The sequence below is a fragment of the bacterium genome (assembly GCA_035419245.1).
In the GTDB taxonomy this organism is placed as follows: Bacteria; Zhuqueibacterota; Zhuqueibacteria; order Residuimicrobiales; family Residuimicrobiaceae; genus JAKPUX01.
Genome location: DAOLSP010000002.1, coordinates 203,334 through 226,948, shown reverse-complemented (window position 1 = coordinate 226,948; position 23,615 = coordinate 203,334). Strand labels below are relative to the sequence as shown.

Sequence of the window (23,615 nt, the reverse complement as noted above, 5' to 3'; positions counted from 1 at the left end):
TTCGCCGCTATTCCCCCGTGGCACGAAGCGGCAGACGGCCGGTGCGGCAGCCAGGTTGCCCCACTCCCCGCATCTCAGGGCGCAGCAACCGCCGCTTCCGAGAGCGGCGAGAGCACCGGATAGACGATCGTCTGTCCCGGCTGCAAGGTCAGGAGATTCTCGCCGTGGTTATAGCGCAGCAGCAGCCAATAGGGGGTCTCGAAAACCCGATTGCAGAGTTGCCAGATCGCATCCCCCGGCTTGACCGTATAGGTTTTGGTGCTGTCGATGCGGAAATTGGAAAAGAAATCCTCCTGGAGGGCGCGGTGGAATTCGAGGCGGCGGCGGTGGAATTCTTCTGCCGAGGTGCGTGAAAATGAGACCCGGATTTTTTCCCCCACGGACAAACTGGCACCCGCACCCAGGCCATTGAGCGCGCGCAGGCGTCGCGGTGCCAGTCCGAGCCATTCAGCGATATGGCCGATGGTCTCCTCCGGCTGGATGATGATGGTGCTGTCGGTCGGCTGATCAAAGTCCACTTCGAAACGCCAATTGCTGGGGGCCGGCGGGGGGGAGCTCGCAGCGTGGGGGGCGGCCGGCCCGTAAAGGGTGCCGTCGACGCCCGCGTGCTGCCGCGAGAGGGTCAGCAGATCGGCGCGTGGCAGGGTATCCGCTGGGGCGGCGGTCGTGACCTCCACGGCGGCCGGCTTGGGAGCCTCCTCCCGGTCGGTGGCGGGGGTGGTGACCGCGGCGGGGGGAATCAGCACAGGCGGCGCAGTAGAGGGTTTATTCGCCGTGCCGGCGGCAGTGGCCTTGGCGGACCCGGGCAACTCGAGAAGCTGACCAACACGCAGCCGACGCGGATTGCTGATATCGTTGAGATCCATGAGGGTCTCGACGGTGGTGCCGAACTCGCTGGCGATGCGGCCGAGGTTGTCGCCGCTTTCGACCACATAGTAGCGGTCGGATACCTGCTCGTCGTGCTTCTCCTCGGCCGGAAGCTGGGCATAAAGCGAGGTGAGGTCGATGTTTTGCTGCTGCGGCAGGCGCAGGGGATAGCCCTTAGGGATGCGGCGGGCCGATTTAAGGATGGGACGCCGCAAGGCCGGGTTGAGTTCAGCGATGACATCCTTGCTCAAGTTGAATTTGCGGGCGAGGGCATCGAGGGTGATATAACTGGGCACAATGAAAATCTGGTAGCCGCCCGGCTTCTCCTTCTCCACCTCTCCGAAATAGTGGCGGAAATTCTTGCCCAGCTCGCGCGCGGCCAGGAATTCGGCATAAAAATTCTTGGAGGCGAATCCGAAGCGGCGGCCGTCATACTCCTGGATAATCGCGGCGAGATCGTCGGTCTCAAGTTGTTCTACCGCCTTTTGCATGCCTCCCTTGCCATGATTATAGGCGGTGATCGCCAACGGCCAGCTCCCTAGCTCGGCGTAATTGTGCTTCATCAGGCGAGCGGCGGCATGCGTCGCGAGGATGGGGTCATAGCGTTCATCGATAGCGTAATCGATCTTGAGATAAAGCCGCCCGGTCGAACGGGTGAATTGCCAAAGGCCGGCCGCGCCGACCTTGGAATAGGCGCGGGGATTAAAGGCGGACTCGACATGCGGGAGGTAACAAAGATCCTCCGGCAGGCCATACTGCCGGAAAATCGCCTGCATGGTATCCAGATGCGCCCCGGAACGCTGCAGCCCCTTCATAAAAAGTTCGCGCACGCCATATTGCATATGGATATTCTCTGCAGCCTGAGCGAATTTGCCGGACGCGTCACTGAAACTCCAGAGGCTGTAAATCTGCCGCTCGCGTAAGGTCAATTTGAGGGTATCGCTCGGGCCGGTAATCCGGCTGAGCCGCTGCAGCGCGGCGCGAATCTCGCGGCGCACCGCATCCACTTTGCCAAATCGGGACCGCCGGCCTCCTGTCCCTTCGGTGAGATCAACCACATCATAGATCACATTCATATGATCCGTATCGTGAATAATCACTTGATCCCGACCATATTTGCTAAACACCTTGATCCAAAAATCGACCCGATGCTGCAGTTCGGGGGATATTGGAAAAAGCTCCTCCGCATGAAGAAAATTGCCTGAAAGCAGAAACAACCCTGCCAGAATCCATCCCCTGCCTTTGCCGTATCTTGAATACCTCATCTATTGCGTTCTTCCTTGCTAAATGCTCTGAAACCGTTTCTTCCATCGTAAGTTCTGCCGGGGCAAGAAGGCGCAGGCTGCCGCTCTCAGCGGCCGTCCGTGACGCCGGGATCGATCTCATCCCAGTCGGGCTGCTGCCGCTGAAAGAAAAACTCTGCCAGTTCCGCGTTCTGGCGGACAATCGTCTCGACGATCCCCACCAGTTGCTCTTTCTTCATGGCACGGACCTGCGTCAGGACCTCCTCCACATCAAGGAATTCCTCTTGATCATTGACCCAGCTGTAAAGGAGGGCAACAACGTGCTTGCAGATTTTACGCGAACGTTGACAGGGGCAGGACCCGGCGATCTCGTTCTCGTGGAAAGTAACACGAACGTCAAAATTCTCGAGATAGTTGCCGACGCGGGCAGAGATGTGGTTGTGAAAGACCGAAGGTCTGGTGATCAGGGCGCTTTCATAATAGGACAAACCCTTGCCGCCGGTGGCCTCACGGTCCAGCGACTCGACCTGACTGAGCTCGAGGTTCTGGAGTTCAGGATCAACATGTCCCTTTTTATGCATGATGCCTCTCCTCTTCTTCCCCCGACTCACATGATACGAAACTCAAGCTATATATTCAAGGGAAAAAGCGGCGGCGCACCGGTTCGCATTGACTCATAAATAAAGTAACTATGCGTCAATGGCATGATATTCGTTGCCTCATAATTAATGTAACCATGTCAACAAATGGAGACATTAATTATGAGTCCGAGCTCTCGCAGAGAATACACGGAAAGCGTAAGGCAAAGATACAGTGAATCTGAAAAGCAGCAAAAAACTGTTATACTTGATGAATTCTGCCAGGATACCGGGTATAATCGAAAATATGCTATTCGTGTTTTAGGCCGTAAACGACGAAAAACTGTTGTTAACAAAAAACGCGGCCGAAAGAGAAAATATGGCAATCCTCTTCTTTTAGTGATTCTGTATCAACTCTGGAGATGGACTAATCTGCCTTGTTCCAAGAGGCTCAAAGCCATTATCCCTATATGGCTGCCTTACTACCCATCCAGGATTCCGAGAGATATTGCCCATGATCTTTACACTATTTCAGCTTCCACCATCGACAGACTAATGAAACATGACCGATTTCGCTTCCGAAAATTAGGCCTATCAACGACTAAACCGGGGTCTCTGCTTAAAAAGCATATCCCGATTGCCAAAGATCAATGGGATGAATCCCGTCCAGGTTTTTTGGAAGTGGATTCGGTTGCGCATTGTGGCAGTTCTGCTGGCGGCAGCTTTGCTTTAACCATTAATTGCGTGGACATTGCCACGACCTGGACTGAACAAGCTGCAGTATGGGGTAAAGGCGAAACCGGCGTTCTTAACGCATTGACTAATATAGAAAATAGAATCCCTTTCAAACTATTGGGATTTGATTGCGATAATGGCTCCGAATTCTTAAATTGGCATATCCTCCATCATTACAAAAATCGGAAAACTCCTGTGCACTTTACCAGATCCAGGCCATACTTTAAAAATGATAACGCACATATCGAAGAAAAAAATTGGACCCACGTCAGACAGTATCTTGGCTACCAACGTTTCGATAAAATTGAATTGATAGCCCTGCTAAACGATCTCTTTGAAACTGAATGGAGACTTTATTTTAACTTCTTTATACCCTCTGTTAAGCTTATCGACAAAATTCGTGATGGCTCAAAAATTAAAAAAAAATACGATCCGCCACGTACCCCATTTCAACGTGTACTCGAATCCCCTGCTATACCTGAAGAGCACAAGGCTAAATTGAAAACTCTATTCTCCACCCTCAATCCCATTCAATTGAGAAATACGATGCACACAAAAATAACCCAAATACAAAAAATGGCAATACAGTGACTCTTCTAATCAACAATTAAGATATACAGACAATTCTACTCGCTACCCAAGATCTGGCTCTTTGATCACCAGCACCGACTCCCCTGTGGGACCGGCTTGGGGCGCTATTGGGTGCTATCACTCATTTGCTCCACCAGATCTATTATTTTTGTGTCTCTCCGATTAAATTAAGAAAATTATTTTGGGTTACATTTTATTTTGACGCAACGGGGGTTACCCCTTGACACTGCCGAGAGTCAGACCGGAGATCAGCCAGCGGCTGAGGAACATAAAAAGCAGCACCACCGGTATGCTCACCACCACCGCACCGGCGGAATAGAGGCCCCAGGCCACTTCCATGTTGGACTGGAACATCTTGAGGCCGAGAGGCAAGGTGAACATCGTCTTGTCCTGGATGATGACCGCAGCGACCAGATATTCGCTCCATGCGGTCATGAAGGTGAAGAGGGCGTTGATGACCAGGGCGGGTGCAGCCAGCGGCAGGACGATACGCCAGAATACCGCAAAGGGAGAGCAGCCGTCAATGCTCGCCGCCTCTTCGAGGCTGTAAGGGATGGTATCGTAAAAGCCCTTCATCTGCCAGATGGTGAAGGGCAGGGCTGTGGCTGCATAGGCAATGATCAGGCCTAGGTAATTGTCATAGGCCTTGATCCGGATCAGCAGAATGAAGAGCGGGAGCAGCAGCATCGTAACCGGAAACATCTGGGTGGTGATGATGCCAACCATGGCGGTATCGCGGCCGCGGAATTTGTAGCGGGAAAAGGCATATCCCGCAAAGGCGGCCAGCAGCGACCCCACCAGGGTGACTACACCGGAGACGATGACGCTATTGCCGAGCCAGCGCAAAAAGGGTTCGCGGGTAAACAGGTGGATATACGAATCCAGTGTGGCACCCTCGGGGAGGATCGCCAGGGATTTACTCAGCAGCCGGTCTCCGGGCCGCAGCGATATGGAGATGACCTGCAACACCGGCCAAAGGGCGAAGAGGGTGAAGAGGATCAACACGGCATAAGCGGCTATCTTGCCGGTCGTTGAAAGATCTCGCGGTTTGCGCATAGAGGGACCCCTTTAGTACACCGCCTCGGTGGCGCGGGTCTTTTTAATGAAATTCCAGCTGAAAATGAGCAGAATGGCGAAGAGCACCATCGAGAAAGCGGCGGCATAGCCCATGCGAAAATAGGTGAAGGCGCTCTTGTAGATCCAGGAGACCAGGATATGGGTCTTGTCGGAGGGCTCGCCGCCGTTGGATACCAGCCAGACCACGTTGAAATTGTTAAAGGTCCAGATCACCCCGAGCGTGATCGCCGGTACCATAACCGGCTTGAGCAATGGAATCGTGATGTGGCGCAGCTTGTGCCACCAGGTGGAACCGTCGATATCGGCCGCCTCGTAGAGCTCATCTGGAATGCTTTGCAGGCCGCCCAGAGCGATGATCATCATGAAAGGAAAGCCGAGCCAGATATTGGTGATCAGGCAAGCCGTGAAGGCCCCCCATTCAGTCGTCAGCCAGGGGATGGTAATGCCGAATCCCTGACTGAGCAGCAGATTGACCGCGCCGTATTCCGAGTTGAACATCCCGCGCCAGGTGAGGGCGGTAATGTACTGCGGCACGGCCCAGGGTAGGATCAGCAGGGTGCGGAAGACGGATTTGCCCTTGATATCCTTGTTGAGGAGGAGTGCCAGGGAGACGCCGATGCCGACGTGGAAGACGACGTTGAGGACGGTCCAGAGCATGGTCTTGAAGAAGTAGTACCAGAAACTGGAATCGGAGATCACCTGGGCGTAATTGATCAGTCCGGTGAGATGCCAGTCACGAAAGTGGGTCAGGTTCATGTTCGAAAAGGAGATAACGATATTGAAGAGAAAGGGATAGACGATCATCATCCCCATAAGGATGAAAGCCGGCATGGTGTAGAGGTACGCCAGCCGGTTCACCTTGACTTGTCCGGCGTTCGCAGCCATATTACTCCCGGTTTTCCTTGATCAATTTGAGAGCCAGGGCTTGCATCTGCTGTGCCGCCTGAACGGCGGAAACCCGGCCCGAAAAAATCGCCTGATAACTCGGCCGCATCGCATCCCAGATCCAGCGCATCTCGGTGACCGGCGACATCAGCCGGCCGACCTTCATCTGCTCCAGAGAAGCCAGCGCGAGGGGATTGTTCTGGACCTCCGGGCTATTGAAGGCGGCGGCGCGCGACGGCAATGCGATGGAAAGAGCGGTGAACTTTAGCTGCACCTCGGCCGAGGTCAGATGGTGCAGCAGCTCCAGGGCGATGCGCCGTTTCTCCCCGGTGGTGTTGATATTCAGGGAATAACCGAGGGGGGAAACCGCCGGCATCGGCCAAAGCCCGGTTTCATCGATCCGCGGAATCCGCGCAATCCCGAGGTTGATGCCATTCTCCAGATAGGTGCCCCAGGACCAGCTGCCGTTTATGATCATCGCCGCATAGCCATCCTTGAAGAGGGCATTGGCGATCTCATAGTCACACTCTTCGGGGATGATGCGGTATTTATGGCCGAGATCATAGATCAGCTGACACGCCCGGGTTACCGCTTCGGTATTGAGGGTGGGCTGACGAGTCGAATCGTCGATGATCCAGCCACCGTATCCCCCAATGAAGGGCACCGCGAAAAAGGGTTCGGTGTAGTTCCAGACCAGGGCGTATTGATCCGGTTTGCCATCGCTATTGAAATCCCGGGTCAGTGCCTTGCCGACGCGGATCAATTCGCTGATGGTCTGCGGCGGGGAGGCGATCATTTTTTTGTTGTACACCAGGCAGAGATGATTGCCGACGCGGTCGGCGATCTGCCAAAGGTGGCCGTTGAGCCAGGTATTGGCCTTGATGGGTTCGAACAGAAAGCTGTCGAGAAAGGCCGGTTCGAGCAGCGTTTCCAGCGGCTGAATGACGCCCATCTCGACCAGGGGACCGACATTATCGTTGGCGCCCCAGAAGAGTTCCGGACCGGATCCCCCCAGAGCCGAAATGATATAGTTGGTGCGTGCGGTCTCATTCTGGTAGTAGAGTTCACCAAAAGTCCAGCCGGGATGGCGCGTGCCAAATCGGGCAAGTTCGGCGCGGAGCAACTCCGCTTCTACCGGCCGCATCGAATGCCAGACCAGGATCCGCTTTTGATCCCGCTTACTGCAACCCGTGAGCAGGAGCATCAGCAGCGTGATCAGGAGCAGGGGAAGAGTATTACATCGTCTCAAGGTGCGCAAGATCAAGGTATACCTCTTTGAAAAAGATCGGTTCGGCTTGGTGGAGCGTCGACCCCTCCGGCGAGAGTCAGGGTGCCCCTGCCGCATCCAGCTGCTGCTGCAGTTTGAGCACCCGCGCCTCCCCCGGCGCTAGATTGAGGGCGATCCGGGCCTCGGAGCGCGCGCCTGCGTAATCGCCGCGCTGCGCCAGCGCCACCCCGAGCAGATAGTGAACCCGGGATAGGTCCTGACGGGTGAAATCACGGCTGTTCCCGGCCAGGGCGATTGCCTGCTTGAGCACCGGCATGGCCTTGTCCGCTTCGTTGCGGTTCATATAATAGACCCCCAGCTTGGCATAGGCGAAGGGGAGGTTCGGGCTGCATGCCGCAGCCTGCAGCAGCGCCGCTTCGGCTTCATTGTCTTTGCCCATCTGGGTGAGGAGCGTGCCGAGGAAAAGATAGGGGTAATAGTTACCGGGCACGACGCGGATGACCGCGCGGTACTCCTGCGCGGCTTCGGCATAGCGCTGCTTGCCGGTCAGCCAGTCGGCGACGCGGTAGTGGGCTTCGCTCCAGCTCCATTTGCGCTGGAAGAGCATTTGCACCGCACCCTGCAGCACCCTTTCATACTCCGGCTCGGCCACGGCCTTGATCAGATGCTCTTCGCGGAAGGGATAGCGGCTGGTCAGGATGCGGATGCGCTGATAGGCGATCTCCTCTTCGAGCGGCGTGACGCAGGCCTGTGCGAGCATCTCCTCGGGAGCGGGATCGCGGGCCCAGGGCCATTGCGCCGCCGGGACGATCAGATCGTGGGCGGCCATAGCCCGGCAAAAGGCGTCGGCCATTAGCAGGTATCCAGGCGCCCCGGGATGGAGATGATCGAGCATCAAGGTATGGCCGACGAGCCCCTGAGGCGCGGCCTGGATGAAGGCCGCCTCGGTCTCGACCACCGGCGTTTGCTGTGACCGGCAGACGCTGCGGATCACTTCGTTGAAATCCGAGCTGGCCCGGAAACGTAAGGCATCAAGGTCACGCGCCCGTTCAAGCTGACGGCGCGCAACGAGCGAATCTCCCAGCAGACGCTGGCACTGCCCCATCTTGTAAACGATCAGGGCCGGCAGTGAATCCAGGGCGGCGGCTTGCCGGTACCAGGTCAGAGCCACAGCGGGATCCTTGCGGTTCAAGGCGGTATCTCCCTGCTGCACCAGGGTGTTCCACTCCGATTCGCGGTGGAAACCGGGCGAGAACGGGGACTCGAAGGGCGGCTGGTCCGCGATATTGCTGACCAGGGTACTCACCAGGACCGGTACCCCTTTCTTATGGATCATCGCCAGGATTTCACCGAGATTGGCGGCGAAATCGGCGCGGGCCCGGCGGTATTTGGGACTATCCAGCAGAATCTTTTTGTCGCCGACCATACTCTCCATCAGGGTTTCATGCGGCCCCGCAGCCGCCGGGGCGCGGCGCAGTCGATTGAGACCGTCGCGCAGCAGCTGGAGCAGCCTGAGGCGTTCCAGCCGCATATAGACCTTGATCAGGGGTCGGCTGAGGCCGATGCTCCGGGTGCTGGCTGCCCCGAGCGCACCATAAAACTCGTTGTGCCCCATATAAATCAGAAAGAGGTCGGGTTGATAGCGCAGCAGCTCGCGGGTAAAATCGAGTACCGAGTAACTGTTGATGGCAGATATGCCGACGTTGATGACCTCAAAGTTGCGCTGCGGGAAAAGCCGGGCGAGGCGCACCTGCAGCTGGCTGGGAAAGCCGGCATTGTGCTGGAAGGGCCAGCCGGCGGTGGTGGAGCCGCCGAGGCAAAAGATGCGATAGGTTTCCGGTGTTTTGATATAGGCAAACGCCTCGCCGCGGGCATCGGGAATGGTGTTCTCCCCGCCGCCGAAATAGCGGCGCGCTACCTGGCGGTTGATCTGATAATAGCGCTCACCGTACTCCTTGCGTAACAGCACCAGATCATCCTCCCCCCCATAATGGAGGAGGCGCAGGCCGCCTTCAAGCAGCAGCAAGAAGAGGACAGGAAGCGCGACCAGCAGGACCCAGAAAAGCCGTTTGCGGGATGGGGAGAGCGGGTTGCGCCTGGTATGCCGGTCGCCTTTGCGCACGCGCCAGCCCTTTAAAAAAGGGTATAGATGAAGGGTGCCAGAGCGGAGCCCTCAGCGAAGACGATCAGTAGCCCGAGCAACAGCAGGAAAAAAAGGATGGGACCTAACCACCATTTTTTACGCTCGCGCAGAAAATACCAGAATTCTTTGACAATGGAGAGTTTGGACATACCTTCTACCCTGTCGCTGAAATGAAAGCGTTGCGTTTCCCCTCGGCGCCCGCAGCTAAAAGATGAGGCGAGAGACGATGAGGCGGCGTCTTAAGACTTTAAAGTAGGAAAATCGCGGTTGAATTTCAACTGATTTCGCGCGCTGATCCGGGCCTATTTGTTAGGCAAACCCATCATATCGATGCGTTCTCTACCGGAGGGAAACTCGGCGGCGAGGGCGTCGAGTTGCTTCTCGTTGCGGCGGATCTTTGCCTTGCGGAGCAGCTCCGCGGCCATGTGTGCATAGATCTGGTCATTCTTTTCGCTCAAGACCTCCTCGCGCACCCGGCTCTGCAGGGCCGGGATGAGGGCGAGCGAATCCGGCGAGAGCAAGCCTTGGGGACGGTTCTCTAGGAACTCCCGGTAGCGGCCCGTATGGGAGGCGAAAAAGGCCGCTTCCTCCGCCGGGCTTACAGTCAGGGTATCCCGCACGCGCTGCCACAGGGCGCCAAAAAGATAATCCTCACGCCACTTGCGTACCCCTTCCTGAACCTGGGGATCCTTGTCCAGATTCTGCCGTTTGGCCTGCTGTACTAGCAGCTCGCGCATGGCGAGCTTGCCGATATCGAACCGGAGGTGACCCGGCGTATCGATGCGCGGCCGCTCGCTGACCGGCAGAGACTCCACCCGCTGGAGAAACTCCCCGAGTGTCAACCGGCCCCCTTTCCATACCACCAGGACCTTCTGGTTATGGCCGCCGACCCCTTCGTTCATCTGCATCATCTCCCGGCCGCCAAGCATCGGCTGGTAATTTGGCACCTTCCGCTCCGCACCGAGGACGACTTCCTTGACGCTCGCGGCAAGGAGGTTGAAGGTCGCGTTGATCATCTTGACCTCGAGAGCGCTCATCATTTTGTCGACATAGGCGCCGGCCGCCTTTTTCTCGAGCTTGCGCCGCAGATCCTCGGCAAGGGCCTGGCGCTGCTGTTGATACTCGGCTTCGCTATTGAAAAGTTGCTGGCGCCGGTTGTCGACGCGCAGGATATGCCAGCCATAACGGCTCTGAACCGGCGGCGAAATCTGGTGTAGCGGGAGCGCAAAGGCGGTTTCGGCAAGTTTTTCGTCGATATCATCATAGCCGACATAACCCAAATCCCCTCCGCTGCGGGCGAGGGTGCTGTCATGAAACGTGCGCGCGGCGAGCATCTCGAAGGGGACGCCCCGATCGAGCTGCTCCTTGAGCAGCAGGGCATCGACCTCGGAACGGGCGAAGAGATGCCGCAAATGCACCTGTTCGCGGCCGCGTAAAAAGGCGGCACGCAAATCCGCCTCACCCAGCTGCACCTTGTTGCGTACCTCATCGCGGTAGAGCGCCTTGATCATCTGATCCCGCTCCGCCCAGTCGACGACCTGGCGCACCAGGGGATTCATCTCCAGCCCCTGCCGCCTGGCTTCCTGGGCGAAAAGTTTTTTCTCGATGAGCAGATTGAGATGGGCATCGACCAGTTCCCGGCCCTTTTTGTTGCGCGCATAAAGGGTCATGAAGTGGATGTTGTTGCGAAGCTCCTCGATGGAGATCGGTTCGCGGTTGACCAACGCGGCGGTGCGGTCATCGAGGGGGGTGAGGCTGCAAGCGAGCAGCAGAGCGGTCAGAACCAGGACTTTTTTCATAGCATACCGGAAAGTGAATCAAAGGGTCAGCATGAGAAATGGCAAGAGGGGAGAGAGCCTCCACTCTCTCCCCTCTGCACCCAACGATCAGCAACGTCCCGACTGGCGGCGCCAGCAATGCCGCGACGCTGCGGCCGGAAGATCAAAAGCCGATGCCCAGGGTGAATTTCTGGACATAATCAAAACGGCCAAAGGCCTCGTAGGCATAATCGAGCTTGAGGGCCATTCTGCCGCCAAAACCGTATTGCAGGCCGCCGCCCAGGGTCAATCCCTGTTCGGCATCCTTGGAGAAGAGCGAGGCATATCCGCCGCGGAGGAAGAATATCGAGTCGTAGGCGTATTCGGCGCCAAGGTTGACCGATTCGACGTTATCGCTCGGGTGCACAGCATCAACTGCAACCCAGAGCGCGTGTTTCTTGGTTTCCTGCAGGACATTGTAGGAGAGGCCGACGCGCAGATAAAGGGGCATTTCGAAGGAATCGGTGGCCATATTGGCGTTGATCTTGTCGTTATTGCCCGCGCGCAGGGGATCGGTATCATGCTGCACGAGCAGATCCCGGCCAGACATGCGCATTTTTGTGCCAAAATTGCTGATCGAGGCCCCGAGGCGCAGGCCGCGGAACTGAGTGGTGAAGACCGTGCCGATATCAAGGGCGAGGCCGTCCGCGCCACTGTTCATGATATATTCATGGACATACTTGACGTTGGCACCGACCGCAAAACGGTCGGTGAGTGCGCGTCCATAGGATAGGCCCATTGTATAGGAGCCGGAATTGAAGCGCTGCCCGGTTCCTTCGGGATAAAGCTCGGTAGTGACATCCATCTCGCCGATGGTCATAAAGTTGCCGAACAGACCGACAGAACCGATATTACCAAGGTTCAGGGCGACCCCGGCAAAATCAAAGTTGATGTCCGCGATCCATTCCGAGTGGTTGAAAACCGCCTCGCTGCCCTGCATGGTCGCAATGCCCGCCGGATTCCAGTAGAGGGCGGTGGCGTCACTGGCCATCGAGACGTAGGCGCCACCCATGGCGATGGCGCGTGCCCCCTGCCCGACATTCAGGAAGGAGGCCGCCGTGGTTCCCACCTTGGTCACGTTTTGCGCATAACCGTCCATGACCAAGAGAAGAAGGATGAGACCTGAAAAAAGTATTTTTTTCATAATAACCTCAAGATGTTTTCGTTCCCAAACAGCCAGGATCTCATGGTTCTACTTGATCACGGCAAATTTGCCGACGAAGCTGCCCAAATCCCCGGCATCGACGTGGTAGACGTAAACCCCGTAGGCAATGTCGAGATTATCCCTGGTCAGCATGTTCCAGGCCTGCGTGCCGTCGAAAAAGGGAGAGTTGTGTTCGACGGTGGCAATCAGTTCACCCTGGACGGTATAGATGCGGATGGTGCATTTCATCGGCAGATGGGTGAAATGAATCTCGCGCGAACCGCGCCCGGTGGCGTAGGGATTGAGTGGTTCCCAACCGGCCGAAGCAACATAGGGATTGGGTACCACCTTGATGTTTTTCAGTTCCGAGGCGGCTTTCTTGGCGTCGACTGTGGCCGCTTTGGTAGTGAAACGGAAACTGTCATGGCTGCCGAAGGGACGGGTTGTCACGATGCGCAGGGTATCGCCTGTTTTAGGATGGTAGGCCGTGGTGTCGTTGCCGGTGAAATAAAGGCTCCAGGTCACCTTGGTCTCCGACCCCACCTGCTCGAAAAAGATGATGCGGTCAAAATTGGAGAGCTGGCCCGGCTGGATGAAGGTGGGCCGCTGCACGTAATCGAGGAAGGCGTAGGGGATCTCCTGCTTGGTATCCATGTTGACTACCTTGAAGTTGGTCGTGACCGCTGGAATATTATAAGCGGCGCCCATGGTGCCATTGGGATTCTTCTTGTGAATGGTCAGGGGCGCGGACCGGCCGTTGAAATCGTCGGTTGCTACCACTGCATAATTGATGGGATATTCGACGCCTGTCTCATAATAGCCGCCGAACTGGAATTTGGTCAAGACGTAGGAGTAGTTGAAGGGCGCCGTGGTGCGGATCACATTCCAGTTAGAAAGCGCGAGGATCCGCTCGATCTTGGTGGCATTCTCGATGTTGAGGCGCATGCCGTAGAAGAAATCACGGCCGCCGTCGATATCGCCGCTGCTGTCCACCACCGTATCCGGGCTGGCTGAACCTTCGGCCAGTTTGATGAAGGTGGTCTGCACCAGGGTGTCGACGACGCCGGCTCGGGTGATATCATAGACACCGTAGCCGGTGGTCATGGGCACCCACTCCTGCAGGTCTTTGTTGTCGAGGTTGGGTTCACCGGGTGTCGGCACGCCATCGCCTTCACCGGGATCGCCGGTTCCGGCGATCCCGTCCGCGCCGAGGTCATCGGTAGCCTTCTTCCAGTCGCCGTCGTTGTCCACACCGTCACTGGCGGTGTCGGTGAACTTGACCAGGATCTCGCGGTTCTCGGGGATCCGCTTTTCATCGACGATGGTGGCGACCACCGAGCCCGTGCCCATCGTCCCGGCGACTTTCTGGAGCGGGATGGTATGGTCGCGCTTCACATAGCCGGCGACTTTTGCGGCGGGGATCACCGCCACCACATTCGAGCCGAGCGAAACATTGCCAGCCGCATCGATGCTGACATCGATCGGGCATTCGACCGGGTTGAAGCCGTTGACCAGGTCACCGCGGTCATAGGAGGTGACGGCATAATAGTACTTATAGCCATTCACCACGGTGGTATCGCGGAAGGAGTGGGCCAGACCCGAATCGTTGCCAAGGTAGAACTCGACGCCGGTTCCGGGATAAGCTTCGGGATAGAATCCCGAGATGCCGTCGGCACGGTCGTACTGGGCGAGCGGCACGGACATCAGGCGGCTGCCGAGATAGTTCGTGATGGGAGTGGCGTCTTCAAAGCCGGGATCCGAGGCACGATAGATGCGGTACCCTTCAAAGTCGTAGCCGCTGACCGCATCGTAAGAGTATTCGGCAGTATCATCCCAGTAAATCGTCACTTCGCCGTCTCCGACCGAGGCATAGACCTTGGGCGGATTAGGGGCCTTGGCAAAGTTATAATTCTCGTCATAGATGAACTGAGCCGTCCCTTTTTTGGCGACGATGCCGCTGCGCGGGTCGCCCGGCACCCAGGCGGAATAAAGAATCGCGGTGGAAATGCGCTCGGTCTCGCCCGGTTTGAGGGGGAAATAACCGGAGGCGTAGATCCAGTCGCCGTCGACGTTGTTGCCGACGCCGTTGACGAACGAACCCGGGGTCGTATAATTCCAGAGTTTCTCGTCCTCCTTGAGACCGAACTTGTTGAATGGATAGAAGAAATAAAAACTGGTCAGGCCGAGCTGGTCGGATTCGCTGACGTCGGTCTTGTCGATGTGGGGCTCGCCCGGCAGACTGGTGCCGGCGCCCGAAGTCGGCAAGCCGTCCCCTTCGCCGGCATCCATGGTATTGAACTGGCCGTCCATACCCACGTCGTCGGTGATCGGATTCCAGTCGCCGTCGTTGTCGATGCCATCATCGCGGCGTTCGTCGATGAGTTTGTTGTCCAACCCCTCACCAGTGAGGTAATCGATGTACTTGAGCCCGACGTAGACGTAAGTTTTCTGGGTAACGCCGGTAGTGATCTCGATCTCGTTATAGTTGTTTTCGTCGATCAGGCCGTTGAGGTTATCGTCGATGCCATTGAAGCGGATCTCCTCGACCTGCTGGCCGGGCCGGAAAACGATCCGTTTATTCTTCGGACCGATGATCACGAGGGAATCGGCAGGCATCTTGGTGACGCTACGGGCGTAATCGCTGTAGTTGATCTTGACGACATCCTGGCCGGCTTGGAGGGCCTTCGGCTTGAACATCTCCTCGTTGATGGTCTTGCCCGAACCGCTGGTGCCGTCGCCGTCGTTGTCGATGCCATCCCGGGCATTGCCGGGGCTTTCGAGGAAGGCGCAGCCGGCAATGTCGACCGGCGACCAGCCGCCGGAGCCGATGCCGTCATAATCCCAGGTATAGGTCAGGTTGATCGATCGTTCAAAGGTGCAATTGTCATCCTCGCCATCGCCGCCGGCCATATAGCCGCAGATGATGCTGAAGACGACCTTGTCGTAGCTGGTGGTGCCGATATTGGTGATGTCATAGATGAAAAAGAGGGCGTCCTGGGCCAGGACCTGAGCCCATTGCAAGCCGCGCGCCGAGATCTTTAATCCCAGGCCGCGGCGGGAAAGATCGGTGGAATCGGGGTAAAAATTGTAGCGTGCGTCGTTATAGTCATCCATGACGAAATAGCTTTCCTGGTCGGCATTGAACTGGTTCTTGCCAAAATAGCCGTTCCAGGCCGCATGCTTGGGATCGCTGTCAAAGGCATCGTTACGCCAGCCGGGATCATCCACGGCATCTTCCTTGTCGGGCCAGAAGACCGGCCACGACTTTTTGATATGGCTCATCGCCACCACCGTGGTATCCTTGCCGGCGTAACCGGGCAGGGCCTCCCAGGTGTACCAGGTGAGACCGTCGGAGGAGCGGTCGCCCATGCGCGGGTCGACCTTGGGGCCGCGCGGTGTGACGACCGAGTGCTTGACCTGGCCGTCGCGGTCGATGATCTCGGCGCCGACCATGGTCAGCTGGTCGCCGATGTAGAGATGACCCGAGCCTTTGGGCCACTCGCCTGCAATATCCTCTTCGATGCCGGAGACGCGGCCGATCAAGCCTGAGTTGTAAAAAGTGGTTTGAATACGGTTGCCGTTATGAAAGCCTTTGCGTTCCTCGCTGAACAAGCCATGGGGCTTGGGCTGGCTGAAAGCCGCGGTGCAGAGCAGCACAAGTCCCAGGATGAGCGTCAACATCACTATTTTTTTCATGCGGTTTGTTTCCTTTTTTTGTCTCATTTCGCTCGTATACACCCGTGACCGGCCGGATCAGAAGCCCAAAGAGAAGCCGAGCTGCACCTGCCGCGGTTCGACGTACCACTCGGGGTGATTGGAATTATCCTCGAGTGTACTCACCCGGTTGGCATCGTAGCTCGCATTGCGGGTCTGCAGGGTGTATTTGGGACTGCCGGTGTCGCTCCAGACTGCGGTGGCAGCGCGTTGATCAAAAAGATTGTAAATATAGGCGAAAGCCGAGATGTTCTGTTTGCCGATGCGGAAAGTCTTGAAAAGCCGCAAATCCGTGGAATTGATCGCCGGCTTGCGGGCGCTGTTCTCCGCCAGGCCGCTGAAAGAGCTGCTGCCCGAGGCGAGCCCCGGCGGGAAGGTCGGCGTGTAGGGGGTGCCGGTCCAGTATTTGAGCAGCAGGCTGGCCCGCCAGGAACTGGTGCCCACACTCAGATTGCCATTAAGGGTGTGGCGCTGATCCCAGCCAAGAGGCGAAAGCTGAATGCGCGGCGCTTTGTCGCTGAGACGGTCGTTGTAAGAGTCCTTGGGGTCGGAGGCGCTGCCCTCAGCCACCATATAGCTGTAATCCAGGCCCGCTTCGAAAAAGTTGGCGTAGCGCTTGGTCAGGGAGAGGGTCACGCCCTTGACATTGGAGTAGGCCTTGTTCTCAAACTGGGTATAAGCGACGCTGGCGAGATAGGTGGAGATGGGATAGCCCGCCTCCACCCAGTCGCGCACATCGCGGTAAAACATGGTCAACTCGGCGCCGAGGTCGGTCGTGATCTGCTGCGAGAGACCGATCTCGTACTGCACGGTACGCTGTGGCTTGAGGTCGGCGTTGCTCAGGAACGTGCTGTTGCCGGAAGTGGTCGCCACCTCAAGATCGGGATTGGAGTTATCGGTTCCATCATTGGCGCCAAAGAGCTGGCGGAAAGTCGGAATCTGGAAGAAATGGCCGTAGGAGAAGTGGATGACGCCGCGGTCGGTGATCGGATAGGCGATGCCGAAGCGCGGGCTGAGCGCCATCTTGGCCGTGGCATCCTTGTACCAGAAGGCCTGGCGTTCGGCCAGGGTGTAGGGGATCAGCTCCGCCTCGGGAGTATCGGGCGTATAATTCTTGTACTTGTTTTTAGGATTGAAGGGATCGTAGATGTTGGGATCCTTGGGATCGGCCAGGATCTTGCCCTTGGAGTTGAAGTAATCGAAGCGCAGGCCAAAATTGACGATCATCTCCTTGAATTCCATCTTGTCCTGGGCATAGAGCGAGAACTCAACCGGCTTGTGGGAATAACCGTTGTGGTCGGGGGTGCTGCGCGCCGGGATCGCCGGTTTGAAGGGAACGATCTGCTCGTTTCCCTCTTCGGCCGGGATGATAGTGAATTCATCCAAGGTCAGCTTGTTGAACCGCGCTTCGGCTCCTATCTTGAGCTGATGGTTCTTCGTCGCCTGGCTGGTGAGATCGAATTTGGCGACATCGTAGGAGGTATTACGTTTGAAATGCTGCATCTGGGTGCCGGCATCGGAAAAGCTCCAGTTGGAGGGCGCCGTCAGCGAATCCGCATGGACATACCCCTCGGTATCCCCGGCGATGTGGTAGGAAATCGATTGGGTGCCATCAGCATTCAGGATTGTTTCGGCGGCGTAGGTGACCGAGTTTAACGGATTTTCATAGAGATAATGCTTGTAGTCGGTCGAGGAGTGGGTATATTTGACCTCATAAAAAGTGCGCATATTGACCGTGTGGGTGAAGGTCAGGGTATTGTTGAGGGCGTTCTCAAAACGGTGGTAGTTGGCATCCGGATTGTACTTGTAATAACTGTCGTACCACTTGAACTCATTCTGGTTGCCCATCAGGCCATAGGTCAGTTTCATGTTGCCGTTTATGCGGTAGGCGATCTTGGCCTGGCCGCTGAATTTCTGGTAGGGATTCATCGAGACCAGCTTACCGTCGCCCTTGAGTCCCTGTGGCGTGAACCAGCGCTTGCCGTAGAGGTAGCCGTTATTGCTGAAATAACGCCCGGTGACAAAAAAGGTCATTTTGTCCCCGATCAGCGGCCCACTCAGGCTGCCCTGGAGATTATAGACGGGGTTGAACTTGCGCAGGGGATTGGTCTTGGTGTAGCTGCCGGGCTGTGGCGAACGGATGGCTGCGAGGTCACTGGATTTGGGTTCGAGCACCCAGTAGGTCTTGTCATCGTTGCTGACATAGTCACCGACGTAGGTCGAGAGCTCGCCGTGTAGCTTGTCGCCGCCCTCCTTGGTGACGATGTTGACCACGGCCGACATCGCTTGGCCGTATTCAGCATTGAAGGTTCCGCTGATGACCTGGAGTTCCTGGACCGAGGAGTTCTCAACCTGAACCCCCATGTTGCCGGAGTAGCCATCGGTCGCGGCGATGCCGTCGACCCAGTAGGCCACCTCTCCAGAACGACCGCCGCGGACGTGAATGCCACCGACGCCGTCACGCACCAGACCGGCCTGGAGTTCGAGGACATCGGCCACTTCCTGAACCGGCATAGCCTTGATCTCATCCGAGCTCACCGCCGCCATCGAGGAGGTCTTGTCCTTCTGGACGATCGGCCGCTCGGCGACGACCGTCACCTGTTCGCCGACATCGACGACGGTCTGGCTCAGGCTGACATTGACCGTGGTGGTCATGTCGACGGAGACCTTGACGTTCGAGACCGACTTTTGCTGATACCCGATCATCTTGACCTGCATGGTGTAGGTACCTGGTGGAACATTGATGATCATGAGGTAGCCATCCATGTCGGTTACGGCGCCCAGCATGGTGCCTTCCAGCACCACATTGACGCCGGGGAGGGTCTCGCCTGTTTTGTCATCCTTCACAGTGCCGACGATCTTGCCGGTGGTACCGGCGAAGGCGACCAGGGGGAGGAACAGGCAAAACAGCACGAGCCCGCACAGATAGTTTTGTAGCGCCTTGTTCGTCATAAGTTTCCCTTGCTGCTGGTTAAAGATGATGGATTTCAGGATTCTACCGGTATTGAAGACGGTTCGGTCCGGACATGAAAGGCCTGACGCGAACCGCAGCTTTCGCGAATGATGAGTTCGGCCTCGAGCTCGCGGTGAAACTCGCCCGTTTCTGTTCCCAGGATGCGGTCGAGCAGGCGGGTCACCGCCATCCGTCCCATGGCGGCGATGGGTTGGCGCATGGTGGTGAGGCCGACGAATTTGGCGAATTCGATATCATCAAAGCCCACCAGGGCCAGATCATCGGGTATGCGCAATCCCGCCTCCTTGGCGGCGCGCATCACGCCGAGGCACTGGACGTCGCTGGCGACAAAGAGCGCGGTGGGCAGCGGGTGGTTCTGTGCGATCAGCCGCTGCATAGCCAGATAGCCCGCCGCTTCATTGAAGCCGTGCTGCCCCGCCCGTGCATCGCAGATAACCAGGGCGCGTTCGTCCAGGGGCAGGCCCGCCTCCTGCAGCGCGGCCTTGAATCCCTGCTGCCGCAGAACCGCCGGATAGCTGGAGAGGTGGCCGTTGATCATCCCGATGCGCCGGTGCCCGAGGCCGATAAGATGGCGGGTCGCGGTGAGAGCGCCCGCGCGGTTGGCAATGGCGACCGAGTCGATCCGGTCGTGCAGGTGATCGATCAGGACTATGGGCAGATGCGCCTCAATGAATTTTTCGGCATACCCCTCCATCAGCCCTAGGGAGATGACCAGGACGCCGTCGCAGCGCCGTTCCGTCAGGACGCGGTCGAGCGTGCTGTCACGGCGGTTCATGCGGTCGACGCTGTAGAGGATCAGATCAAAATGGGAGCGGGAGATGGCGTGCTGGACGCTTTTGAGGAGTTCAACGAAAAAATAATTGGTGAAGAAGGGGACGACGCTGGCGATGGTATTGGTTTTTTTGCGGGCTAGGCTTTGGGCGAGGGCGTGGGGCTGGTAGCGGAGTTCTTCGGCGACGTGGAGGATGCGTGCTTTGGTGCGGGGGTTGATATGAGGGCTGTCGTTAATGGCGCGGGAGACGGTGCCGATGCCCACACCCGCTTTTTTCGCCACATCGTAGATGGTCGCTGCCAATCCGCTCTCCGATCGGTTGCCTGCTGCTGCGGTGGAAATCCCTCCCCGGCCCTCCGCGTCCGGAACAGAACAGGAAGCGCTTCCAAGTTTGCGCTTTCATTTTACTAAATATCAAGTTGATTGTCAAGCATTTTTTGTACCTGACATTATGCTTGATTAAAGGAGCAAAAAAAGGTATATTGGCCATCATGTCCAGTCTGCGATTCAAAATAGGCGCCGGTTACTATACCCTGGTCGCCATCATTCTGGTGCTGAGCTTGATCGCCGTCATCAGCTTTTTCCGCATCAGCCGCTCGATTACCCCCCTTCTCAAGGAAAATATCCCGACCGCGGTCGCCAGCCAGAATATGCTCAAGGCCCTCGACGAGCAGATCCAGGACCAAACCCTGATGCTGCGCGGTGATATCAATCTCGCCTATGCCAGTTACCAGGGCAGCCGCGACCGCTTTCTCAACTGGTACCAGCGCGCGCTTGACGCCAGCCTCCCGGAACCCGACACCGCACTCCTCGACAGTATCCTTTACGTCTATCGCGTCTATCTCACCAACTCGGAGGCCTTTTACCGGCTCTGCCGCGACAACAGCCCGCTCGCCCGCCCCTTCCACATGGACAGCATCGTGCCGATCGAACAGCGGTTGCGGAGCCAGTGCCTGCGCGTCATTGAACTCAACCAGTCCCTGTCCACCCAGACCGTCGAGATGACCCGCGCGGCCATGAACCACAGCATCATCCTCGTATGCACCTCCGCCGCCCTGGCCCTCTTCTTCGCTTTCTGGTCCAACGCCCAGGTTTCCCGTAACGTCATCAAACCGGCCGCCGCCCTGGCCCGCACCATCCGCCTGATCAGCCGCGGCCAGCTCAACCAGAAGATCGATATCACCAGCAACGACGAATTCGCCGAACTCTCGAGCGAATTCAACAAGATGACCGAACGGCTGCGCACCTACGAGGAGATGAACATCCATCAGCTTATCGCCGAAAAAGTAAAGTCGGAGACCATCGTCGCCAGCATCGCCGAACCGCTCATCGTCACCGATGCCAATCACAAGCTCGTGCTCATGAACCTGGCCGCGGCCGCCATGCTTGGCATCCCCCACGACGAAATCGAGGGCCGGCCGGTAGCCGAGGTGGTCAAGAATAAAAAACTCCGCCGTCTTCTCCAAAGCAATGAACTCCAGCTGCGCGAAACCGCCCGCAGCGACTTTCTCCTCAAGATGGAGAGCGGCAACAGCGTCACCTACTACCGACCACGCCAGACCATCATCGCCGACGAAGCAGGGAACAGCCAGGGCATTGTGACCCTCTTCGAGGATGTCACCCGCTTCAAGGATCTCGAACGCCTTAAAACCGAGTTCATCGCCACCGTCTCCCACGAGTTCCGCACCCCCCTGACCTCGATCAACATGACGATCGACATCCTGTCTCAGGAACTGCTCGGCCCGGTCACCCTCCGGCAGCGCGAACTGCTGACCAATGCCAAGGTCGACTGCAGCCGGTTGACCAAACTGGTGCGCGAGCTTCTTGATCTCTCCCGCCTCGAGACCGGCCATTATCAGATGCAAATGGTGCCGATGGATTTCTCCAAGATGCTCCACGAGACCCTCGGGCCGCTGCGCCTGCCCTTCGAGGAGAAGGGTATCACCCTGATCTGCAGTCTGGACGAATTACCGCTGCTGTTCGGAGATCCCCAACAGCTCAGTTACGTGATCACCAACCTTCTCAATAACGCGCTTCGGCACACCCCGGAGGGCGGCCGGGTCGAGATCCACGCCGCCGCCAACGCCGAGGAGTTGCTGATCTCGGTAACCGATACCGGCTCCGGCATCCCCCTCGAAGCCCAGTCGACCATTTTCGACAAGTTCGTCCAGATCAAAAAGGAGAGTGAGACGACGCCCGGCAGTGTTGGACTGGGGCTGGCGATCGCCAAGCAGGTCGTCGAAGCGCACGGCGGCCGCATCTGGGTGGAGAGTGAACCCGGGCATGGCAGCGCCTTTCATTTCACCCTGCCGCTGAGGAGGAACCCATGAACAGCCGCCCCGCCGCGCGGGTGCTGGTCATCGATGACGAGTTGCATATCCTTAAAACCATCGGCATCAGCCTCGAGTCGATCGGCTTTACCGTCACCCTCACCTCTCGGCCGCAAGACGCCCTGGAGATCGCCTCCAGCGAGCATTTCGACCTGGCCTTCGTCGATCTGCGCATGCAGCCGATCGACGGCATGGAGATGCTGGAGCGTCTCCGCCGTCTCGATCCGGATCTGACCGTGGTGATCATCACGGCGCACGGCACGATCGACAGCGCCGTTGAGGCGGTCAAAAAAGGGGCCTATCATTACCTGCAAAAACCCTTCGACCTCAAGGAACTGCAGATTTTCGCCCAGAAGGCCTGGGAGCACCATCATCTGGCCAGTGAGGTGCGGGCCTTGCGCGAGCAGGTAACACAGGTACCCGCGACCGGCGAGTTCATCACCCGCAACGCCGAGATGCTCGCCTTGCTCGAGTTGGCCGGCCGCCTCGCCGACAGCACCATGAGCGTGCTGATCGAGGGCGAGAGCGGCACCGGCAAGGAGCTCATCGCCCATTTCATCCACAACCGCAGCACCCGCGCCGACAAACCCTTCGTCAAGATCAACTGCGCCGCCCTGCCGGAGGAACTGCTCGAAAGCGAACTCTTCGGTCACATCAAGGGCGCCTTCACCGGCGCGACGCGCGACCGTCAGGGGCGCTTCGAACTCGCCGACGGCGGCACCATCTTCCTGGACGAAGTGGCTGAGATCTCGCCGGCGATCCAGGCCAAGCTGTTGCGCGTCATCCAGAGCAAGGAGTTCGAGCGGGTCGGGGAGAGCGTGACCCGCAAGGTTGACGTCCGCATCATCGCCGCCACCAACCGGGACCTCGATGAGGCCTTGCGCGAGGGCAGTTTCCGCGATGATCTTTTCTATCGTCTCAATGCGGTCCGCCTCAAGGCGACCGCCTTGCGACAGCGGCCGGAGGATATCCCGCTGCTGGTGCACCACTTCATCCGCAAATTCGGCAAGGAACCGCCGGCCGAGATCACGATCGAGGCGATGAAGGCCCTGCGCCTCTACCGCTGGTTCGGGAATGTCCGAGAGCTGGAAAATGTAATGGAACGGGCGGTGCTGCTGGCCGGGGGCGGAACGATCGAGCTCTCCCACCTCCCCGAGGAGGTGCAGCATGGTGAGCAAACACCGGTCTACGCCCTCTCGCTCGAAGAGGTGGAGAAGCGCCATATCATCCAGGTGCTCGAACACGCCCAGGATTACGACGAAGCGGCGCGCATCCTTGGCATCGATCCGGCCACCCTGTGGCGCAAGCGTAAAAAATACCGGCTTTGAGCCGTCTTGCAGAATTCAATCCGGGCCTAATCTCTTGGATTACAATCCGTTTCATCCGCTCGTTCGCAGTCAGAGGGGAGATCGGATTGCAATTTGCAAGGGAGTGCGCGGGCGCGGCCAGCAGGGCAAAGGGAACAGCCTTGTTTTTTAAAGCGGAATTTTACTTTGCATTTTGGCATAAAAGTTGA

General features: G+C 57.7%; 15 protein-coding genes. 3 read left to right on the top strand and 12 right to left on the bottom strand.

Annotated elements, in window-relative coordinates; all coding sequences use genetic code 11:
- Positions 1-74 precede the first annotated feature (74 nt).
- Together PLH32_04780 and PLH32_04775 are read right to left on the bottom strand one after the other, a co-directional pair.
- The gene (locus PLH32_04780) at positions 75-1,943 is read right to left on the bottom strand and encodes a LysM peptidoglycan-binding domain-containing protein (protein ID HQJ63909.1); all 1,869 of its coding nucleotides are present in this window, start codon (positions 1,941-1,943) and stop codon (positions 75-77) included.
- A 275-nt stretch (positions 1,944-2,218) separates the two neighbouring features.
- Complete coding sequence (locus PLH32_04775) at positions 2,219-2,692, bottom strand: hypothetical protein (protein ID HQJ63908.1); 474 nt, start codon at positions 2,690-2,692, stop codon at positions 2,219-2,221.
- Between the two features lie 180 nt (positions 2,693-2,872).
- On the opposite strand from PLH32_04775, the gene PLH32_04770 reads away from it, so the two are divergent.
- A complete protein-coding gene (locus PLH32_04770) occupies positions 2,873-4,015 on the top strand; it encodes an integrase (protein ID HQJ63907.1) in 1,143 nt (380 codons plus the stop codon).
- A 213-nt stretch (positions 4,016-4,228) separates the two neighbouring features.
- Here PLH32_04770 and PLH32_04765 read toward each other — a convergent pair whose 3' ends face one another.
- The 10 genes from PLH32_04765 to PLH32_04720 all read right to left on the bottom strand — a co-directional run bounded on the left by PLH32_04765 (position 4,229) and on the right by PLH32_04720 (position 20,072).
- Positions 4,229-5,071 carry an ABC transporter permease subunit gene (locus PLH32_04765; protein ID HQJ63906.1) on the bottom strand — a complete coding sequence of 281 codons (843 nt, stop codon included), beginning with the start codon at positions 5,069-5,071 and terminating at the stop codon, positions 4,229-4,231.
- Positions 5,072-5,083: 12 nt separating this feature from the next.
- Positions 5,084-5,977 carry a sugar ABC transporter permease gene (locus PLH32_04760; GenBank protein HQJ63905.1) on the bottom strand — a complete coding sequence of 298 codons (894 nt, stop codon included), beginning with the start codon at positions 5,975-5,977 and terminating at the stop codon, positions 5,084-5,086.
- A 1-nt stretch (position 5,978) separates the two neighbouring features.
- Positions 5,979-7,241 carry an extracellular solute-binding protein gene (locus tag PLH32_04755; protein ID HQJ63904.1) on the bottom strand — a complete coding sequence of 421 codons (1,263 nt, stop codon included), beginning with the start codon at positions 7,239-7,241 and terminating at the stop codon, positions 5,979-5,981.
- 61 nt (positions 7,242-7,302) lie between these two features.
- Positions 7,303-9,327, bottom strand: a complete 2,025-nt coding sequence (locus tag PLH32_04750; protein HQJ63903.1) for a GDSL-type esterase/lipase family protein — start codon at positions 9,325-9,327, stop codon at positions 7,303-7,305.
- An 11-nt stretch (positions 9,328-9,338) separates the two neighbouring features.
- On the bottom strand, positions 9,339-9,497 hold the full coding sequence (locus PLH32_04745; protein ID HQJ63902.1) for a DUF5989 family protein: 159 nt from the start codon (positions 9,495-9,497) through the stop codon (positions 9,339-9,341).
- Positions 9,498-9,650: 153 nt separating this feature from the next.
- Positions 9,651-11,147, bottom strand: coding sequence for a peptidylprolyl isomerase (locus PLH32_04740; protein HQJ63901.1), 1,497 nt, complete (start codon positions 11,145-11,147; stop codon positions 9,651-9,653).
- Positions 11,148-11,289: 142 nt separating this feature from the next.
- A complete protein-coding gene (locus tag PLH32_04735) occupies positions 11,290-12,309 on the bottom strand; it encodes a PorV/PorQ family protein (protein HQJ63900.1) in 1,020 nt (339 codons plus the stop codon).
- Positions 12,310-12,357: 48 nt separating this feature from the next.
- Complete coding sequence (locus tag PLH32_04730) at positions 12,358-16,005, bottom strand: hypothetical protein (protein ID HQJ63899.1); 3,648 nt, start codon at positions 16,003-16,005, stop codon at positions 12,358-12,360.
- Between the two features lie 57 nt (positions 16,006-16,062).
- A complete protein-coding gene (locus PLH32_04725) occupies positions 16,063-18,975 on the bottom strand; it encodes a TonB-dependent receptor (GenBank protein HQJ63898.1) in 2,913 nt (970 codons plus the stop codon).
- Positions 18,976-19,010: 35 nt separating this feature from the next.
- The gene (locus PLH32_04720; protein HQJ63897.1) at positions 19,011-20,072 is read right to left on the bottom strand and encodes a LacI family DNA-binding transcriptional regulator; all 1,062 of its coding nucleotides are present in this window, start codon (positions 20,070-20,072) and stop codon (positions 19,011-19,013) included.
- A gap of 188 nt (positions 20,073-20,260) precedes the next feature.
- On the opposite strand from PLH32_04720, the gene PLH32_04715 reads away from it, so the two are divergent.
- Together PLH32_04715 and PLH32_04710 are read left to right on the top strand one after the other, a co-directional pair.
- A complete protein-coding gene (locus PLH32_04715; GenBank protein ID HQJ63896.1) occupies positions 20,261-22,099 on the top strand; it encodes an ATP-binding protein in 1,839 nt (612 codons plus the stop codon).
- A complete protein-coding gene (locus PLH32_04710; protein HQJ63895.1) occupies positions 22,096-23,427 on the top strand; it encodes a sigma-54 dependent transcriptional regulator in 1,332 nt (443 codons plus the stop codon). The genes PLH32_04715 and PLH32_04710 overlap by 4 nt, the downstream gene beginning before the upstream one ends.
- Positions 23,428-23,615 lie beyond the last annotated feature (188 nt).

What these genes read in the sequence shown, in the direction of transcription:
- PLH32_04730 (HQJ63899.1), bottom strand. Translation starts at nt 16,005, where the DNA reads ATGAAAAAAATAGTGATGTTGACGCTCATCCTGGGACTTGTGCTGCTC.
- PLH32_04725 (HQJ63898.1), bottom strand. Translation starts at nt 18,975, where the DNA reads ATGACGAACAAGGCGCTACAAAACTATCTGTGCGGGCTCGTGCTGTTT.
- PLH32_04740 (HQJ63901.1), bottom strand. Translation starts at nt 11,147, where the DNA reads ATGAAAAAAGTCCTGGTTCTGACCGCTCTGCTGCTCGCTTGCAGCCTC.
- PLH32_04775 (HQJ63908.1), bottom strand. Translation starts at nt 2,692, where the DNA reads ATGCATAAAAAGGGACATGTTGATCCTGAACTCCAGAACCTCGAGCTC.
- PLH32_04715 (HQJ63896.1), top strand. Translation starts at nt 20,261, where the DNA reads ATGTCCAGTCTGCGATTCAAAATAGGCGCCGGTTACTATACCCTGGTC.
- PLH32_04710 (HQJ63895.1), top strand. Translation starts at nt 22,096, where the DNA reads ATGAACAGCCGCCCCGCCGCGCGGGTGCTGGTCATCGATGACGAGTTG.
- PLH32_04760 (HQJ63905.1), bottom strand. Translation starts at nt 5,977, where the DNA reads ATGGCTGCGAACGCCGGACAAGTCAAGGTGAACCGGCTGGCGTACCTC.
- PLH32_04745 (HQJ63902.1), bottom strand. Translation starts at nt 9,497, where the DNA reads ATGTCCAAACTCTCCATTGTCAAAGAATTCTGGTATTTTCTGCGCGAG.
- PLH32_04770 (HQJ63907.1), top strand. Translation starts at nt 2,873, where the DNA reads ATGAGTCCGAGCTCTCGCAGAGAATACACGGAAAGCGTAAGGCAAAGA.
- PLH32_04765 (HQJ63906.1), bottom strand. Translation starts at nt 5,071, where the DNA reads ATGCGCAAACCGCGAGATCTTTCAACGACCGGCAAGATAGCCGCTTAT.
- PLH32_04780 (HQJ63909.1), bottom strand. Translation starts at nt 1,943, where the DNA reads ATGAATGTGATCTATGATGTGGTTGATCTCACCGAAGGGACAGGAGGC.
- PLH32_04735 (HQJ63900.1), bottom strand. Translation starts at nt 12,309, where the DNA reads ATGAAAAAAATACTTTTTTCAGGTCTCATCCTTCTTCTCTTGGTCATG.